At 31.6% G+C, this 17,750-nt stretch carries 17 protein-coding genes; 4 read left to right on the top strand and 13 right to left on the bottom strand.

Annotated features, from left to right (window positions below):
- Positions 1-38: 38 nt before the first annotated feature.
- The 11 genes from RG22_RS01900 to RG22_RS01850 all read right to left on the bottom strand — a co-directional run bounded on the left by RG22_RS01900 (position 39) and on the right by RG22_RS01850 (position 11,369).
- A complete protein-coding gene (locus RG22_RS01900) occupies positions 39-1,028 on the bottom strand; it encodes a Gfo/Idh/MocA family protein (RefSeq protein WP_034040387.1) in 990 nt (329 codons plus the stop codon).
- A complete protein-coding gene (locus RG22_RS01895) occupies positions 1,006-2,814 on the bottom strand; it encodes a sodium:solute symporter family protein (protein ID WP_034040385.1) in 1,809 nt (602 codons plus the stop codon). Before RG22_RS01895 ends, RG22_RS01900 begins: the two co-directional genes overlap by 23 nt.
- 114 nt (positions 2,815-2,928) lie before the next feature.
- Positions 2,929-5,454, bottom strand: a complete 2,526-nt coding sequence (locus RG22_RS01890) for a PIG-L family deacetylase (RefSeq protein WP_034040384.1) — start codon at positions 5,452-5,454, stop codon at positions 2,929-2,931.
- Positions 5,455-5,537: 83 nt separating this feature from the next.
- Positions 5,538-6,605 carry a magnesium/cobalt transporter CorA gene (gene corA / locus RG22_RS01885; RefSeq protein ID WP_034040382.1) on the bottom strand — a complete coding sequence of 356 codons (1,068 nt, stop codon included), beginning with the start codon at positions 6,603-6,605 and terminating at the stop codon, positions 5,538-5,540.
- Positions 6,606-6,638: 33 nt separating this feature from the next.
- A complete protein-coding gene (locus RG22_RS01880) occupies positions 6,639-7,169 on the bottom strand; it encodes a mechanosensitive ion channel domain-containing protein (RefSeq protein WP_034040380.1) in 531 nt (176 codons plus the stop codon).
- A gap of 56 nt (positions 7,170-7,225) precedes the next feature.
- The gene (locus RG22_RS01875) at positions 7,226-8,158 is read right to left on the bottom strand and encodes a hypothetical protein (RefSeq protein WP_034040379.1); all 933 of its coding nucleotides are present in this window, start codon (positions 8,156-8,158) and stop codon (positions 7,226-7,228) included.
- Positions 8,159-8,191: 33 nt separating this feature from the next.
- Positions 8,192-8,785: a Maf-like protein gene (locus RG22_RS01870; RefSeq protein ID WP_034040377.1), complete on the bottom strand. Its 594-nt coding sequence runs from the start codon at positions 8,783-8,785 to the stop codon at positions 8,192-8,194.
- 7 nt (positions 8,786-8,792) lie between these two features.
- Positions 8,793-9,698: a geranylgeranylglycerol-phosphate geranylgeranyltransferase gene (locus RG22_RS01865; protein ID WP_081997638.1), complete on the bottom strand. Its 906-nt coding sequence runs from the start codon at positions 9,696-9,698 to the stop codon at positions 8,793-8,795.
- Positions 9,699-9,707: 9 nt separating this feature from the next.
- Positions 9,708-10,040: a hypothetical protein gene (locus tag RG22_RS01860; RefSeq protein WP_034040372.1), complete on the bottom strand. Its 333-nt coding sequence runs from the start codon at positions 10,038-10,040 to the stop codon at positions 9,708-9,710.
- Between the two features lie 3 nt (positions 10,041-10,043).
- On the bottom strand, positions 10,044-10,574 hold the full coding sequence (locus RG22_RS01855; RefSeq protein WP_034040370.1) for a KdsC family phosphatase: 531 nt from the start codon (positions 10,572-10,574) through the stop codon (positions 10,044-10,046).
- Complete coding sequence (locus RG22_RS01850; protein WP_052143589.1) at positions 10,575-11,369, bottom strand: Rossmann-like and DUF2520 domain-containing protein; 795 nt, start codon at positions 11,367-11,369, stop codon at positions 10,575-10,577. It abuts the gene before it with no gap.
- Between the two features lie 60 nt (positions 11,370-11,429).
- On the opposite strand from RG22_RS01850, the gene RG22_RS01845 reads away from it, so the two are divergent.
- Positions 11,430-11,834, top strand: coding sequence for a group III truncated hemoglobin (locus tag RG22_RS01845; RefSeq protein WP_034040368.1), 405 nt, complete (start codon positions 11,430-11,432; stop codon positions 11,832-11,834).
- A 147-nt stretch (positions 11,835-11,981) separates the two neighbouring features.
- Entirely contained in the window at positions 11,982-15,248 is a 3,267-nt protein-coding gene (locus tag RG22_RS01840) for a cytochrome c biogenesis protein CcsA (protein WP_034040367.1), read from the top strand.
- Between the two features lie 239 nt (positions 15,249-15,487).
- Here RG22_RS01840 and RG22_RS01835 read toward each other — a convergent pair whose 3' ends face one another.
- Entirely contained in the window at positions 15,488-16,210 is a 723-nt protein-coding gene (locus RG22_RS01835; RefSeq protein WP_034040366.1) for a DUF3307 domain-containing protein, read from the bottom strand.
- On the bottom strand, positions 16,204-16,806 hold the full coding sequence (locus RG22_RS01830) for a SatD family protein (protein WP_034040365.1): 603 nt from the start codon (positions 16,804-16,806) through the stop codon (positions 16,204-16,206). Before RG22_RS01830 ends, RG22_RS01835 begins: the two co-directional genes overlap by 7 nt.
- A gap of 302 nt (positions 16,807-17,108) precedes the next feature.
- Here RG22_RS01830 and mscL point away from each other — a divergent pair, with 302 nt between their 5' ends.
- Together mscL and RG22_RS17950 are read left to right on the top strand one after the other, a co-directional pair.
- Positions 17,109-17,558, top strand: coding sequence for a large conductance mechanosensitive channel protein MscL (gene mscL / locus RG22_RS01825; RefSeq protein WP_034040364.1), 450 nt, complete (start codon positions 17,109-17,111; stop codon positions 17,556-17,558).
- 42 nt (positions 17,559-17,600) lie between these two features.
- The gene (locus tag RG22_RS17950) at positions 17,601-17,747 is read left to right on the top strand and encodes a hypothetical protein (RefSeq protein WP_204244170.1); all 147 of its coding nucleotides are present in this window, start codon (positions 17,601-17,603) and stop codon (positions 17,745-17,747) included.
- The last annotated feature ends 3 nt before the right edge of the window (positions 17,748-17,750 follow it).

The following is a 17,750-nucleotide window of genomic DNA, read 5'->3' as shown; positions in this document are numbered from 1 at the left end:
AAAAAGCGCAACTTGAAAAAGTTGCGCTTTTTTATGCCCTAATATTGAAGGTTTATAATATTTCTAATGTCATCTAAAGTTTTTATAAGCTGTTTACTAAAGACAAACGTCATAATATCACTTTCTGTTTTTCCTTGACGCAGTAGATTGTTAAAATGTTCAATTTCGTAATTGTAGCCAATGGTTTTGTAATTAAAATCGATAGTTTTTTCTTTATCGTTTAATTCGGTTATGCTAACCGTGGTTGGGCTATGGAACCTGGTGTTGATTTTAATAGTGCCTTTTTCGCAATAAAAAATGGCTTCAGTTGGCGTGTCTTCTATAAAAGAGCTTTCTAAAAAGGCCTTAATATTTTGGTTGTAATTAAACTCAACTTTACAAGTAGAATCCACACCAGTCTCTGTAATTGTTGCTTTGGCTTCCATTGTATTTGGATTTCCTAGAGTAGATAATGCCGTAAAAATAGGATAGATTCCTATGTCTAACAAACTACCACCACCTAGCGATTTCTCCCATACTCGAGAGGTTTTACTATGGTTAGATTTAAAACCAAAATCAGCTTTTAATTTTAGAATATTTCCGTAAGTTTTGTCTTCCAGTGTTTTTAAAACAAATTGATAATGTGGTAAAAAGTAAGTCCAAAGCGCTTCCATTAGGAGCACATTTTTTTCTTTAGCTTTTGCTATCATTTGCTCCACTTCTTCGACATTCATAGCAAACGGTTTTTCGCATAAAACGGCGATTCCGTTTTCTAAGTATAATAGCGTGTTTTCTTTATGAAATACATGTGGCGTTGCTATGTAAACAGCATCAATATTAGGGTCTTCTGCTAAATCTTCATAACACCCATAAGCTTTACTAGCATTGTATTGTTGAGCAAATTCGTTTGCTTTTGCTGAAGAGCGCGAAGCTACCGCATAAAGGTTAGCGTTTTCAACAGTTAATAAATCTTTTGCAAATTTATGGGCAATCTTACCCAAACCAATAATCCCCCAATTAATAGTTTTACGGTGTAAATTTTTTGTCATTTTTAGTTAGTGATTGAATAATGAATGCTATAAAGATAACTAGTATACAGCCAAATAAATTAAGCCATAGATAAGGCATCCAATCAAACCACCAACCTATTAAAACTATAACTTGCGTGATTAGTGCCGCTATAAAAACAGCATTGGCTTTGATGAATTTAAAGAAAAATGCCAACAGGAAAATACCCAAAACATTACCATAAAATATAGATCCAATAATGTTAACCAACTGTATTAAATTTTCGGCAAGATTAGCAAAACAAGCAATTATAATGGCGACAATACCCCAAAGTAATGTAAACATTTTAGTGACTTTAACCATGTGCTTTTCCTCTTTTTCTTCTTTAAGATTTCTACCGTATAAATCAATTGAAGTAATGGTGGCCAAAGCATTTATTTCTGATGCTGTTGATGACATAGCTGCGGAAAGAATAACGGCCAACAATAAACCTATTAAACCTTTTGGAAGATATTTAAGAATAAAGGTAATAAACATATAATCTCTGTCGTTCGTTTTGGTGTCTTTTGCAGATTCTTTATACCAATTATTTAATTCTTCTTTTTTCTCTTTATAAGTATGGCTATTATTTTCTAAGGCTAATAATTCATTATTTAATCTATCATATTTATTAGCATAAGCAGTGTCAATAGCTCGCTTTATTAGATATTTTGATTCTAAACGATGTGTTTTTTCAACACTATCTAAAACGAATATATCTTGTCGTAATTGGTCATCATCATTTTTAGAAAGCTGAATACTTAATGCTTTCTTTTTGTTGAAAAGCATATTTTGTTTGTCTTGAAGATTTTGATACTGTTGCGAATATTCTGAATCTAAAACTTTTTCGGTAGATGAATCTATAAAATTTAATGGTGCAGGATTAAATTGATAAAACACAAATACCATAACACCAACTAATAGAATAAAGAATTGCATAGGTACTTTTAGTAAACCATTAAAAATCATTCCCATTTGCATTTCTTTCATCGATTTCCCAGAAAGATACCGTTGTACTTGACTTTGATCAGTTCCAAAATAGGCCAGAGCGAGAAAAGATCCGCCAATTAATCCAGACCAAACCGTGTATCTGTTTTCTAAATCAAACGAAAAATCTAAAACTTCCATTCTTCCACTAGCTCCAGCAATATCTAATGCTTTGGTAAACGAAACATCGTCTGGAATTAGATTTAAAATGATGAATAGTGCAGCAAGCATTCCAGCAAAAATGACAAACATTTGTTGTTTTTGGGTAACTGTTACTGCTTTTGTACCACCAGAAACCGTGTAAATAATAACTAAAACTCCAATAGCTATATTAAGGTAAGTGATGTTCCAACCTAATACAACTGATAGAATTATAGCAGGAGCAAAAATGGTAATCCCAGCTGCTAATCCCCGTTGGATTAAAAATAAAATAGCGGTGAGACTTCTGGTTTTTAAATCGAATCTGTTTTCTAAAAATTCGTAAGCGGTGTAAACTTTTAATCGATGGTACAAAGGAATAAAAACCAAACATATAATGACCATGGCTATAGGTAAGCCAAAGTAAAATTGCACAAACCCCATGCCATCTGAAAATGCTTGTCCGGTAGTGGATAAAAACGTAATAGCACTAGCTTGTGTTGCCATAACAGACAAGCCGATGGTCCACCATTTTGTGGTGTTACCGCCTTTTATATAGTCTTCTGCACTTTTCCTTCCTCTAGTTTTCCATGTGCCATAGCCCACTATAGTAAGAAGAGTAACTATTAAGACAACCCAATCAATCCAATTTAATGTTTGCATATTAAAACGCTTTCATGATTAAGTAAAACGCTAAAATATAAATAGCATTAGCAATTAAAACAATAGAGTAGAGTTTAAGCCAAGGTTGTTTTTCTGGTTTGTCTTCGGTCATATTTAATCGTTTAGTTTAGCTTCTAATTTTAAATCTTCTTTTCCAATGGAAAGCATATTAGCGAATAATCGGTACGCACCTGAAACACCTTCTGGGAATTCTCTAAAAAAACTAAGCCCTGTATATATATAATGTCCTTTTCCGTATTTGGCAACTAACAAGCTGCCGTCTTTTGGAGTTTCGCCTTTATCATTCATTGATAAAATAGAAGTGAATTCATTAGACCATTCATTAGGAAAATATAACCCTCTTTCTTGTGTCCAACCTTCAAAATCTTTTTGGGTAATTTTATTTGGGTAATTAAGAATAGGATGTTCAGGGCTTAAAAACCGAACTTTGGCATGTTCGTTCGTCACCCTGTCTCTTGATAATTTTAAATCGTAAGGTGCTAAATTGTCAACTTTAATTCCGCGACTGGTGTTGTATTGTACAATCATATTACCCCCGTTTTTAACAAAATCAAACAATTGTTGCTGTTTAAACTGTAATTCGTCAAGTATATTATAAGCTCTAATACCTACTACTATCGCATCAAATCTACTAAGCATTTCAGCATTAATATCTTCTGGTTTTATGGTTAACACGTTATAACCAATTTGCTGCAAACTCTCTGGAACCACATCGCCAGCACCTTGAATATAACCAATGTTTTCGCCTTTCTTTTTAATGTTTAGGCGTACAATTTTACTTTCGCTTGGTAATAAAACGGTTTGAAACGGAATGTGATCATAGTCAATTTCAATAAGTTCTTTGGTGTATAAATTTTCATTAATCGTAACGATTGGACCGATGTAGCCTTCGCTTTCGTTTTTAGGTGGAATAACTGTAAAAACAAGAGTTTGTTCTTCGCCTTTGTGTTTTATGTTGACTTTTTGATTTTTCGGATAAACACTCCAATCGTTTGGATGACAAACTTCAGCAAAACCTTCAAGATTATCTCGTCCTGCTTTTACGATAACAGTAATATCGCGTTGTTTGTCGTTATCTAAAATGATGACTTTCTCGGTAATTTTAGCCGATGCTTCAGGAATCACTTCAAAAGGTTTATACAATTCGCCTTTTTCTGGTTTTGAATAACGATGAATTATTGGTTTTGTGATAGTTAAAGGAACATTGTTAATCATAAGATTAAAATCAATATTATAAAGTCGAGGTGTTTCAGGTAAACCGATTAATTTAGTATTGTTAACTTTATACATGCCTAAAGTTCCCTTTTCACTTAACCAATATGGCGTAGTAGGATTTTGGTCATTACTAATTTTTACAGTTTCTTTAAAATCATATTTCACATTGTTTTTTAGTGCTATGTTTTTTGAAATATTCAAATCACTTGCATTGTTTAAACTTACTAAGTTTATTGTGAGATTGCTGCGGTTTAAAACTTCAATATTTATATTAATTTTTTCGTTTGGAGTTACCCAATTTGTATCTGCTGAAACTTCTAAATACAAACTTGCACACATTTCAATAATAGATTTTAACTCTTTTGATTTTTGAGTTTTCCAATGCTGGTCATCAATATTCTGTAGTAATTTATAAGCTTCAAGTAGTTGCGGTATATGTTGCGATGGATTTTTAAAGTTGAAGTTGTTTTCTACTTCATATAAAATATCACCAATGACTTTACCTCCTTTTATGCGATTCCACGACGTATCAATACCAGCAAAAATATTTTCGCTATCGGTTAACGCATCACCTTTTAAAAGTTCAATATATTCTTCTTGCGAACCGCGTTGCGATAAACGTCCGAAACCTTGACATAAGTGTTGGCTACTTGCCAAAGAGGCTACTTCGTTATTTGATAAGCCTTTAAGTGGATAATAGGTGCCAATATCGAAACTAAGCATATTGCTTTTGTCAACTTTATCGAATGCTTCTCTACTACCATAGCGCCACCAGCTTGTGTTATAAAACAAACGTTTTGGTTGCCAGACGCTAGCGTCTTCTAGTAAATTAGGGTATGCAAATTTGTCGTTAGCGAGATCGAAAGCCTCTATGCTTAACATGGCAGAAGCTGTATGATGACCGTGAGTACGACCTGCTCTCCTGTGGTCAAATCTGTTAATAATAATGTCTGGTTTAAATTGACGAATGGCTAAAACTACATCGCTTAAAACCTCGTTTTTATCCCAAATAGCTAAAGTTTCGTCTGGATGTTTAGAATAGCCAAAATCGTTAGCTCTTGTAAAAAATTGTTCACCACCATCAATACGTCTTGCTGCTAGTAATTCTTGCGTACGTATAACACCCAATAACTCTCTTATTTCTGGGCCAATAAGGTTTTGTCCACCATCGCCTCTAGTCAACGATAAATATCCTGTTCGTGCTTTTACATGGTTAGACATGTATGAAATTAAACGTGTGTTTTCATCGTCTGGATGGGCAGCTACATATAAAACAGATCCCAAGAAATTGAGTTTTTGTATAGATTCGTATATCTGTGAAGATGAAGGTGTTTTGGGTTTTTGTGCTTGTAAAATTGAACAAGAAAATAATAATATAAAGAAATAAATGAATTGCTTTTGCATGATTATTTAGTTAGCTAAAAATCAAATATAGCAAAGTATAATAGTGGAAACGTAGCTTTTAGTGTTTCTTTAACTTAATTTAACTAAAGCCACTTTTTTCTCTTAAAATAAATAAGCATACCTATGAAAAGTATAATCATAACACCCCAAAGGATGAAGTATGAATATTTATAACCCAACTCTGGAATGTATTCAAAATTCATCCCATAAATACCCGCAATAAAAGTTAATGGAATAAAAATTGATGCCATTATAGTTAATACTTTCATTACTTCATTCATTTTATTACTAATGGTTGTCATGTACATATCCATTAAACTCCAAATCATTTCTCGGTAAATATCTATGTTTTCTGATACTTGAATTAAGTGGTCATAAATGTCTCGGTAATAGGTAATTGTTTTTTTATTTATAAGTCTGCCTTCATTCTTTTCAATTCTATTAATGACTTCTCGAAGCGGAAAAATAGCACGACGAACTCGTAAAATTTCCCGTTTTAGGTTTTGTATTTTTTGACTGATATCATCATCTACATTTCCAGAAAAAATAGCTGTTTCAAAACCCTCAATTTTATCGCCCAAAATTTCAATAACACTAAAATAATGGTCTACAACCGCATCAAATAAAGTATAGAGTAGATAATCGGCAGGCATTGTTCTAACACGTCCTTTAGCTTGCTTGATTCTATCACGCACAGAATCAAAAACATCACCCTCGGCTTCTTGAAATGATAGTACATAATCTTCACCAAGAATAAAGCTTACTTGTTCTGAAACAATTTTTTCATCGTCATTATAATACAACATTTTTAATACTACAAAAAGATACTCATCATGTTCATCAATCTTTGGACGTTGCGAAATATTAACAATGTCTTCAAGTACAAGGGGGTGTAATTCGTAATGTTCTCCAATTTTCTCAATGGCTATTACATGGTTTAACCCATTTATATTAATCCAAGTTATGGTTCCGGCTTCAAAATTAAAACACTCTTCAACATTTGTAAGTTCTTTTACAATACATTGTTCTTTGTTATAATCAAAAGCTTCAATAAATAACTTTTGATCAGATTTTTCACCAGTATAAATTACACTTCCTGGGGTTTGTCCTATTTTTTTTCTGGAAACTAGACTTCTTATGCTTTTTGCCATTTGAAAAATTAATATTATAAATATATAAAATATTTATACAGCATCACCATCATCTTCAATAGCATCTTTCTTTAAAAGTGTTACTGCTTTTTGAAGCATTAAATTATTGGGGTAGGTTACCAAATCGCCGTTATCTAACCGTAAATGTAATTGAAAGGCTCTAATATCTTCAATAATGGCTTTTATAGGAAAATCTTTATCATGGATTTCTATTTTGTCCCCAACTTTATACGGAAAGTTAAAAAACATAATAATTCCAGAAGTTACATTGCTTAAAATAGACCAAATAGCAAACAAACCAATACCAATTACTGCAAATACTGAAGAGAACACAACTGCCAAATCTTCAAAGCGAGCACCAAAAATAAAGGCTTCAATAAGTATGGCTATTGAAAATAAAGTAACTGTAACATATCTGCGAATTAGCCTTATTCGTGCATCGTTTATGCCATTTTTTCTTGCAACTTTGGTTATCGTAAAGTGGGTTGTTGCTCTAATTAATAGAAGAGATAAAAGAACAATACCTGTAATTATTAATTGGTCACGAAGCGTTTCAGAAAACATTATTTTTTATATTAGATTGAATGATTTACAAAGATACACTACAAATTAGCACAACTTTAATTTAATTTTAAGGATTCTCTATGTATTTCATCTTTATTGCTGTTTTTTCCCCAATAAGCAGATTTTATAGTTTCTAATTTAGTGGCTTTTGTAGTTAAGGTTTTAGCATTTTTACCAAATCCGCTTTTAAAAGTTTCTTCCCAACCTAGTATATGGTGAGGGAATTTTGGATTAAATTCAATAAATAATGTTCTATTTAATTCTGGGTAATCTATTGAATATGAATTTCTTGATAAAGTAGCTGTGGCAATGTAAGCTTTTAATTCAACATGTTTTAATCGGCTATATTCGAGTGATGGGATAATTTGTAAATTTCCAGTTGGTAACGATTTAGGATTGATGCGTAATTGCGTCCAAAGTTCATTTTCTAAAATAGCTTTATCTAATTTAAAGTTTTGATCGCCTTCGCTTTCAAAATATGAATATGATTTAATTTCAAACTGCTCTTTATTATTTAGTTGTGCATAAACATGTCCGCACCATTCTTGTATAGAACCCGATACTTTTATCGCATGTTTATCGTTTGAAACCGGATAAAACGTACTTTGCATTATAGAATATGGATACAAACCTGTGTTGAATGTTTTAGTTGCGTTTAGTTTTAAAACAGAAATATTATTAGGATTTTTATTATCGGCTTTTGCTTGTTTGTTTGGTAGAAAATCTTCCGTAACATAAATTAAAACGGCCTGCCCTTTTCGTATTTCACCGTAGCGTGCTTGCTCTAATTTGTACGATGTAATTTCTGCTTTACCTGCGTACCAATACTCTTTAAATTCTTGAGAAGGCTCTTTAATATTAAGGTTTTTTTTTGGTTCTACTTCAGTAGCGAAATTGACAGCTATGTCTTTTTGTTTTTTTGATTCATTTTTACACGAAACAATAAATATTGGTAAAATAATTAAAAGGAATTTTATAAACGTTTTCATAATTCAACTTTTTTAAAACATAAAATTACGAATTTAATAAGCGTTTACGATATCATTTAACGTTTTATAGACCGCGTGAATAGGTAAGCCCATAACATTAAAATAAGAGCCTTCAATTCTTGTAACACCAATTTGTCCAATCCAATCTTGAATACCATAGGCGCCAGCTTTATCAAATGGTTTACAGGTTTTTATGTAGTATAAAATCTCGTTATCTGTTAAGTCTTTAAATGTGACTTTGGTAATATTATGTATTGTTTTTTCTGAAGTTGTAGTTGTAAAACAAACCGATGTAATAACCTCGTGTGTTGCATTACTTAAGGTTCTTAAAATAGAAAAAGCTTCATTTGCATCTCTAGGTTTGCCTAAAGCGGTATTGTTGTGCCAAACAATGGTATCACTTGTAATCAGTATATCGTTTGGTTTTAATTCAGCTTTAAAAGGCAATGCTTTTAGCTGCGCTAAATAGTTACTGATTTCGAAATGTGTTAATCGTGGAGGATATTCTTCTTTTATGGGTTTTAATCGAATTTCGAAATCCAATCCTAAATTTTTAAAGAATTCTTGACGCCTAGGCGAACCCGATGCTAAAATAATATGATGATTTTTTAGTTTTTGGATTAACATTTTATGGTTAATTATACTTATATAAAAGTAACGAAAACATCCCAAAAAGCATTACCAATTTTAAAACGTTGCTAATATGATGATATTCTTTTTTTGTCTTTGCGCTAAATGATTTGATACTTATATAAAGTAAAGGTGCAATAATAAAAACCAAAAAGTAAATCACAGCTATTTGATTTTTGTATAATGAATTGATGATGTAATACGACACCGCAAAAAGAGGAATAAGCGTTAAAACAAAAAGGATATTGCCAGCGCGTTCTCGCCCAATAACAATAGGCAGTGTTCGCATACCAGCTTTATAATCGCCATCAATATCTTCAATATCTTTTGCAATTTCTCGGATGAGATTTATTATAAAAGCAAATAATGCATAGTCTAAAATGATTTTGAAAAAGGTAAAAAGCGTTTGCCGATTTTCGGTAGTTATTACTGGCAATAATTCAAATATACCAACAACAATAATACTTAATGCTACTAGTGCGGAAACGATAATATTACCAATTAAAAACGTTTGTTTTAAATAGGAAGCATACACATATAGCAATGCCGAAATAATAACAAATATTGAGAAAAAAGCACTTCTACCAACAGATTGCGATAAGTAATAGCCTAAACAAACACCAATTACATTTAAAGCTATAAAAAAATTATAAGCTGTTTTTTCTGAAATGGATTTACCAATAATTTTGTTATCTGGTTTGTTTACAAAATCGGTTTCAACATCATAAATATCGTTAATAACATTACCAGCAGCTGCAATACAAATGGTGGCTAAAATTAAAATTAAAATTTGTAATGTGGTTAATCCAAAATTAACCCCAAATGGTTCTAAAAAAGCATATTTTATTAATAATTGAACAAGAGCAATCATTAATAAATTTTTCCAACGGATGAGGTTTAAAACATTCAATTATTTATATTATAAATAAGGATTAGTTCTGTTGTTAATAGAATATAAAATATACTCTCGAAAGCTAACGATAATGATAAAAAGAACTAAAATAGTTAAAACTATAGCTTGAATCGATTTTCGTTTTTCTTCTTTCCTAATTTTATTTTTAATGATTTCTCTTTCTTCTTTTGTTAACTTTTTATGAGAAAAATTAAGCTTAAAATGAAAATGAGTTTCTTCGTTGAGTTTTTCTTTTAAAGTAGAAAAAGCTTTATTTGAGCTTTGATTAAATACGCTACGAACGTTTCCAAAACCAATGTAACCAAATCCTACGCTATGTCTTCTTTTATTTCTTGCCAATATTTAATCGTATTTCGCGCTAAAATTTGCATTCCATTTGCCTTGTACTTTTAAAACCTGTTCAATAACATCGCGAACAGCTCCTTTGCCACCCTTTTTATGCGAAATATATTTCGAGATATTTTTTATTTCAGGTACCGCATCTTGCGGACAACATGGTAAACCAATTAATTTCATAACGGGAAAATCTGGAATATCATCGCCCATGTATAGTACATTTTCAGATTTAATACCTTTTTTGTTAAAGTAGTCATTAAGCTGTTCAATTTTGTTGTGTGCACCTAAATAAATGTCTTTTATTCCTAATCCTTCTAAACGTTTACGAACCCCCTCGTTTGAGCCACCAGATATTATACAAACATTGTATCCAGCATCTATAGCCGTTTTAAGCGCATAACCATCTTTAATATTCATTTTGCGTAGCATGTCTCCCGTAGTTGTTATAGTTACAGAACCATCAGTTAAAACGCCATCAACATCAAAAATAAATGTGGTAATATGCTCTAAATATTCTTTATAACTTTTTTCTTCCATCTATTTGTTTTTATAAGATTTGGTCACTGAGTTAGTCGAAGTGCCATGAGTTTGCTGAATTGAGCTAGTTAGCAGTTCGTAAATGTCTTTATGGTGTTTGTTTTCTAATTGTTTTAACTGCTTTTTAATGGTTTTTTTATCGTGTCGTTTTGCAGGACCTGTTTGTGCCATATAAGGCGATAACTTTTGAACTTTCTTTGCGGTTTCAAGAATTAATGGTTTTAATAAATCGAATTCAGCACCTTCACTTTCAGTAATTTCATGCCCAATTCTGTATAATTGATTCGTAAAATTATTGACAAAAACAGCAGCTAAATGTAGTGCACGACGTTGGTCGCTATTAACTTTTTTAGTAGGGCTTCCTATAGAAATTGCTAATTCTTTTAAAATAGGATAATCCTTTTTATTAATAGCTTCTATACAAATTGGCACGTTTTCAAAATCCATTTCGGCGGCTTTACTAAAGGTTTGTAACGGATAAAAAACACCTCGTTTTTGCTTTTTATAAATATCATAAACACTCACACTACCAGAAGTATGGACTACCAGTTTATTTTCAAACGGAAGTTGTTTTGATAGTTCTGCAATAGCATCATCACTAACTGCTATTATATAAATATCGGCATCTTTTAAAAGTGATACATCATCAATAATTTCAACCTCACTTTTATAGGAACTAATAGTATTTAAGTTTCTGTTATACCATTGATTTATAACAACATTTTTAGCTTTACTAAAAGCTTTAAATAGGTGAGTGGCTACATTGCCAGCTCCAAGAATAACTACTGAAATCATACTGCTAAAATAAGTAAGTATTGTATCATATAAAAGACTTATGTCTTATCTTTGTTTACTATGGATAAAAAAGATATTGAAACCAGAGACGATGTGTTTTTATTGGTCTCATCATTTTATATAAAAGTTAGAAAAGATATTGTTTTAGGTCCTTTTTTTAACGATGTAATTAAAGATTGGGACGAGCATTTAGAAAAGTTAACCACATTTTGGGAATCGAGTTTATTTATGACCAGAAAGTTGGAAAAGAAATATAAAGGCAATCCTTTAGAAGCTCATGTGAAAGTTGATAAAGAAAATAATAACGCCATTTCTGAGTTACACTTCGGGCTTTGGCTAAACCTTTGGTTTCAAACTATTGATGAACTTTTTGAAGGTGATTATGCCGAAAACGCTAAACGACGCGCCAGAAAAATGGGCACGTTTTTATATTTAAAAATATTTGAAGCGAGAATGAAAGAGTAGATAGTGTTCAGTATTTAGTTTGTAGTCTTAGTAATCAGTTTTATAGCAAAAAAATATTGGTGCATTCGTGGTAACTCTTTTAAAATTTAACATCTTTTAATAAACATAAATCCTTAAATTTGCTCGACCTAAAAAAAGGTAGTTATTATGCAAGATAAACTCGCCAAAATTCTTTTCTCTACACGACTTACTGCTGTTTTATTTTTAACTTTTGCTGCGGCAATGGCAGTAGGCACATTTTTAGATGCAGGACAAGACACATCGCCTACACCATACACACGAAATTTAATATATAATGCGTGGTGGTTCGAAGCTATTATGGTGTTTTTTGTAATTAATTTTACAGGAAATATTTTTCGTTTCAGACTGTATAAAAAAGAAAAATGGGCAACTTTAATATTACATTTATCATTCATTTTTATATTATTAGGGGCATTTATTACCCGTTATGTGAGTTTTGAGGGCATGATGGCTATTCGAGAAGGTGCTACTGAAAACACCTTTTTATCTCAAAAAACGTATGTAACAACTTATATTGATGGAGATTATGAGATTGATGGGCAAAGTCAAAGACGTGTTTTAGAATCTGAAGTTGATTTTTCTAAACGCCTAAAAAACAAATTTAAAATAAATACCGATTACAATAAACAACCCGTAACTATTGAATTGGAAAAGTTTATTGTTGGAGCTGAAGAAGATATTATTCCAGATGATAACGGAGAACAATATTTAAAATTAGTTGAAGCAGGAGGAAATGGTGCGCACAATCATTTTTTAAAAGTTGGAGAAATTGCTAATGTTCATAATGTATTAATAGCACTTAATAAACCTACCGATGGCGCAATAAATATTACATATTCTAATGATGAGCTAACCATACAATCGCCTTTTGAAGGTAGTTATATGACTATGGCAACAAGAGCTGAAGGTGAGTTGGTAAAAGATAGTATACAGCCTTTAGTATTGCGCTCGTTATATAAAATTGGTAATATGCAAATGGTGTTTCCTAAACCTATAGTAAAAGGTGTTTTTGATGTGGTTCAGAAATCAGAAATACTTAAAAATGATAGTGATGGTGTAGTGTTGAAAGTAACCGCAAATAACGAAACAAAAACAGTAGGATTATTAGGAGGAAAGGGAACAAATAGCGCTTTTAAACAAATTAAAGTTGGCGGTTTAGATTTTGCTTTTAAATACGGATCGAAAGTATTAGAGTTGCCATTTCAAATAAAATTGAATGATTTTGAAGCCGAACGTTACCCAGGAACTGAAAGAGGTTACTCTGCCTATTCAAGTCAAGTTACTGTTCTAGACGAACAAGAAGGCGATTTTGATTATAAAATATTTATGAATAATATTTTAGACCATCGTGGATATCGATTTTTTCAATCTAGTTTTGATGCTGATGAAAAAGGGACCATATTATCTGTAAATCATGATTATTGGGGAACTTTGCTTACCTATATTGGTTATTTTATGCTTTACTTTGGTATGATGGCCATTTTGTTTGTTAAAGGGTCTCGCTTTGGCGATTTAAAAAAACAGCTTGATAAAGTAAAAGCTAAAAAAGCAAAATTACTTGCAATAGTATTGTTATGTTTTGGTTTGAATGCCTTTTCGCAGCAGCATTCTGAAAACGATGGACACGACCACTCCAAACCATCAAAAACTCAAATAGATTCTATATTAAAAGCAAACATAACACCTAAAGTACATGCCGATGAATTCGGACATTTAGTAATACAAGATCTTAGTGGTCGAATGATGCCTGTTAATACCTATGCGTCTGAGATGCTTCGTAAACTAAGTAAAAGTGATACTTATGAGGGTTTTGATGCTAACCAAGTACTTTTATCTATACAAGAAAGCCCAATGTTATGGTATAATGTACCTATTATATATTTGAAGCCTAAAAAGGGAGATTCAATCAGAAATTTAATTGGCATTAAAAAAGAAGAAAAACATGCTACATTAGCCGATTTTTTCACAGAAAGAGGTGAGTATAAATTAGCACCTTATTTAGAAGAAGCGTATAAAGCACAAGTACCTACTGGATTTCAAAAGGAATTTAAAGAAACCGACCAACGTGTTAGTTTATTGTACAATGCTGTAGAAGGCATGTCGTTAAAAATATTCCCTATTCCTAATGATGATAATAACAAATGGATTTCGGCTTACGATTATAGAATTGATAAAGCAGTAAATAATAGAATTGAAGATTCACTTTACGGAAACTTTATAAAAAACGGATTTAGAGCTTATTTGTTTACGCTAAATAACTCTAAAAAATCTGGTGATTTCTCTGAAGCATCTAAGCTTTTGTCAGCCTTCAAAAAAACACAGCATCAATACGGAGCTTCGGTTATGTTGAGTGATGATAAAGTTAAAACAGAAGTTTTATACAATAAATACGATATTTTTAAAAAGCTTTTTAGCTGGTATATGTATGCAGGTACATTACTGTTTATAATATTAATTGTTCAAATATTTAAAGAGAAAAGTAAGGCTATAAATATTGCTGTAAATGTCTTAAAAGTTATAATACTTGGTCTCTTTATTTTGCATACCACAGGTTTAATTGTGCGTTGGTATATTTCTGGTCATGCGCCATGGAGCGATGCTTACGAATCTATGATTTACGTAGCTTGGTCTACGATGTTATTTGGTTTAATTACAGGAATAAGTAAGAAAAAAGAGAAGGGCGATAAAGATAATGTTTCAGGAATTCTATTGGCTATTTTAGGAAAAAGAAATACTTCTGATTTAACCATTGCAGCAGGAGCTTTTGTAACGTCAATGATTTTAATGATTGCGCATTGGAATTGGATGGATCCCGCCATTGCCAATTTACAACCTGTACTTAATAGTTACTGGCTCATGATTCACGTAGCGGTAATTGTAGCAAGTTATGGTCCGTTTGCTTTGGGTATGATTTTGGGTGTTGTATCATTATTATTGATGATTTTCACCACAAAAGAAAATAAAGTAAAAATGGATTTAAACATTAAAGAGCTTACCGTAATTACCGAAATGGCTTTAACTGTAGGTTTAGTGATGTTAACTATTGGTAACTTTTTAGGCGGTATGTGGGCAAACGAAAGTTGGGGACGTTATTGGGGTTGGGATCCTAAAGAAACTTGGGCACTTATTAGTATTATGGTTTATGCCTTTGTAATACACATGCGATTGATTCCTGGGTTGCGTGGACGTTGGTTTTTTAACCTAATGTCTATAGTAGCGTTTGCTAGTATTTTAATGACATATTTTGGAGTTAATTTCTATTTAGCAGGTTTGCATAGTTACGCCAGTGGCGACCAAATAGTGAGTGTTAAGTTTATTGGTATTGCTTGTGCTATTGTTGCTGTTTTAGGATTTTTCGCTTATCGCGGATATGCTAAGTATTATAAGAAATAAATTCCTGCGGAGGCAGGAATCTGTTTATTTTAAATTTTTTGCTTATCTCTTAAATGTTTTAATGCGTGATTTTAAGACTTATTTGTAAACTGTAAATTTAGCGGATTTGAAAGGTTATGACAGATAAATTACAGCATATAGCTGACTTGTCCGCGTTAGGGATTGAGGCATTTGTTGGAGCTCGCCGACGCAGGAGGAAGCGACTGCCGAAAGCCCGACCCCTTTTTAGGGGTAACGCCCTAATTATTAATCAACCCTAAAACAAAACCGTAACCAATTCCGAATAAAATAGCTAAACCGAAACTTAATAAACTCCCTATAAGAATGTATTCGGTTAGTTTTCGGTCTTTAGCTTTTGATAAATCGCCAAAACGAAACACCGATTTGGCAGCTAATAAAAACCCGATGCCTTCCCAATGTTGTGTGATTATAAAAGCGAACACAAATAGGCGTTCCAGCATGCCAATGTATGCACCGGCGTTTTCTAAGGATTCCTCGTTGCTATCTTCTTTTAAATACCATTTGGATATGATGGTTCTCATAATTATTGACGAGACTACTGTTACGCCCAATAAACTTGTGATTAGCAATAAAAATGCTGGATTATAAAGCGAATTGATGCTAAATTGATATGGCTGGTAAATGCTTACCACTAAAGCTATTATTATAAAATGCGCGAGTTGGTCTAAGCCAAAAAGTAGCCTGTTTTTAAGTACAGATTTTAAGTGAAGCTTTATTAAATCGATAATATAATGCGAAATAATAAGGATTAAAATACCTAGCCAATACTTAAAATCGGCTTGTAATACTAAAATTAAAGCACCCAAATGCACTACAATGTGCCAGTATAAAAATTTGGATTTATGTTTATATGTTTCTTTATGAATGACCCATTTTTCTGGTTGTAATAAAAAATCACCTATGAAATGTGCTAATATTAATTTAATGGATAAGGCTAACATAAGGTTTGTATTTGGGTTTTATAGTAGTGTAATAGTTTAGAAATTTCATCAAAACCGGCGCGTTTAAGACTTTCGCTAATGTTGCTCTGCGTTTTTCCTAAAAGTTTTGCTAGTTGTATTTGATTTAATTTAGGGTTTTCTATTGTTGTTTTAATTGTTTTTGAAGAGGTTGATTTCCAACTATTGATTGTAAGAGTTGCCAAATCTAACATGATATTAATTTGTATATCGAAAGCTTTGAATGGCGATTTTATTGCCAATGTGCTCTTTTTCAATTGCTCAAAGCATTCTCCAGAATTAACAAAAGCACTGCCGTTAGATTCTGTAATTTTATCAGATTGATATGTTTTTTCTCCAATGCCAATGGCTAGTCTTACATCCAAGTTTTTAAATTGCTTTATAGTGGCTTTAATTATAATACAAGCTTCTAATGCTATTTCTGGGGTGAGTTCTAATTGAAAGCTATCGCCTCTATATATTTCCCAATTTGCAGGCTCATTACCATAATTATTTAATACGGATTTTAAGGGTTTTAGCCATTTTTCCGGATTAGTTTCTTTAGAATTGATAATATCTCCTGTTATAATACTTGTCATTCACTATATAATTTATTCAAAAATATCATTTTTTTTACAGATAATCAAAAATATCTGCTAAAAATAAGATAATTAAAAATATCTGTTTTTAAGTAGATATTTTTATTTGATAATAAATAATACTACTAACTATGATTAAGTAGATTTATAAAAAAAATATTAGTTCTTAAACTAATAATAAGAAATATCAATTTTTTAGCTAATGATTTAAAGTATTCCATAACATGCAAATATTTGTTTTGCTTTTTTCGAACTCAGTTTAAAACAAATACCTTTGCGCAATAATTTTTAAAAAGAATAAAATGAAATTATTTAAAGAATTTAAAGAGTTTGCCGTAAAAGGTAATATGATGGATATGGCCATAGGTATTATTATTGGAGCCGCTTTTAATAAAGTAATTGATGTGTTGGTGAAAAAAGTGTTTTTACCACCATTATCGTTATTAACGGATGGTGTAAATTTTGAGAATAAACGCATTATACTTAAAGATGCAGTTGAAAATACTGACGGAACGATTCTTACAAACGAAGTTGCTATAGGTTACGGTGCTTTGTGCGAAGCCTTTTTAGATTTTATAATTATAGGGTTTACAGTATTTATTGTGGTTAAGTTTATGAATAGATTGCGTAAAAAAGCACAAGACACAAAAGATACTACGGTTGCTACACCAAAAGATATTGAGTTGCTTTCTAAATTGGCAGATTTAATGGAAGAGCAAAATGCGCTAATAAAGCAAAATAAAACAATTTAATTTTATAAAAGTCCTTCCTTTGGAGGGATTTAAGGAGGAATTATGGCAAAAACAGGACGTGATAAAAACACAAAGAATAAAGCGAAACATTCTAAATTAATGGCTCAGAAAAAGAATAAAAAGAAAGTTGAGGAAGCTTTGCGTAAAGAGAGACTGAAAGCCATTATTAAAAAAGCTAAAGAAAACTAATTT

It is taken from the genome of Wocania ichthyoenteri Th78 (assembly GCF_000789235.1).
Taxonomy (GTDB): domain Bacteria; phylum Bacteroidota; class Bacteroidia; order Flavobacteriales; family Flavobacteriaceae; genus Wocania_A; species Wocania_A ichthyoenteri.
This window is presented reverse-complemented; position numbering and strand designations above follow the sequence as displayed.

Excerpts from the sequence above, each read along its gene's own strand:
- RG22_RS01900 (WP_034040387.1), bottom strand. The coding sequence starts at position 1,028 with ATGACAAAAAATTTACACCGTAAAACTATTAATTGGGGGATTATTGGT.
- RG22_RS01895 (WP_034040385.1), bottom strand. The coding sequence starts at position 2,814 with ATGCAAACATTAAATTGGATTGATTGGGTTGTCTTAATAGTTACTCTT.
- RG22_RS01890 (WP_034040384.1), bottom strand. The coding sequence starts at position 5,454 with ATGCAAAAGCAATTCATTTATTTCTTTATATTATTATTTTCTTGTTCA.
- corA (WP_034040382.1), bottom strand. The coding sequence starts at position 6,605 with ATGGCAAAAAGCATAAGAAGTCTAGTTTCCAGAAAAAAAATAGGACAA.
- RG22_RS01880 (WP_034040380.1), bottom strand. The coding sequence starts at position 7,169 with ATGTTTTCTGAAACGCTTCGTGACCAATTAATAATTACAGGTATTGTT.
- RG22_RS01875 (WP_034040379.1), bottom strand. The coding sequence starts at position 8,158 with ATGAAAACGTTTATAAAATTCCTTTTAATTATTTTACCAATATTTATT.
- RG22_RS01870 (WP_034040377.1), bottom strand. The coding sequence starts at position 8,785 with ATGTTAATCCAAAAACTAAAAAATCATCATATTATTTTAGCATCGGGT.
- RG22_RS01855 (WP_034040370.1), bottom strand. The coding sequence starts at position 10,574 with ATGGAAGAAAAAAGTTATAAAGAATATTTAGAGCATATTACCACATTT.
- RG22_RS01850 (WP_052143589.1), bottom strand. The coding sequence starts at position 11,369 with ATGATTTCAGTAGTTATTCTTGGAGCTGGCAATGTAGCCACTCACCTA.
- RG22_RS01845 (WP_034040368.1), top strand. The coding sequence starts at position 11,430 with ATGGATAAAAAAGATATTGAAACCAGAGACGATGTGTTTTTATTGGTC.
- RG22_RS01840 (WP_034040367.1), top strand. The coding sequence starts at position 11,982 with ATGCAAGATAAACTCGCCAAAATTCTTTTCTCTACACGACTTACTGCT.
- RG22_RS01835 (WP_034040366.1), bottom strand. The coding sequence starts at position 16,210 with ATGTTAGCCTTATCCATTAAATTAATATTAGCACATTTCATAGGTGAT.
- RG22_RS01830 (WP_034040365.1), bottom strand. The coding sequence starts at position 16,806 with ATGACAAGTATTATAACAGGAGATATTATCAATTCTAAAGAAACTAAT.
- mscL (WP_034040364.1), top strand. The coding sequence starts at position 17,109 with ATGAAATTATTTAAAGAATTTAAAGAGTTTGCCGTAAAAGGTAATATG.
- RG22_RS17950 (WP_204244170.1), top strand. The coding sequence starts at position 17,601 with ATGGCAAAAACAGGACGTGATAAAAACACAAAGAATAAAGCGAAACAT.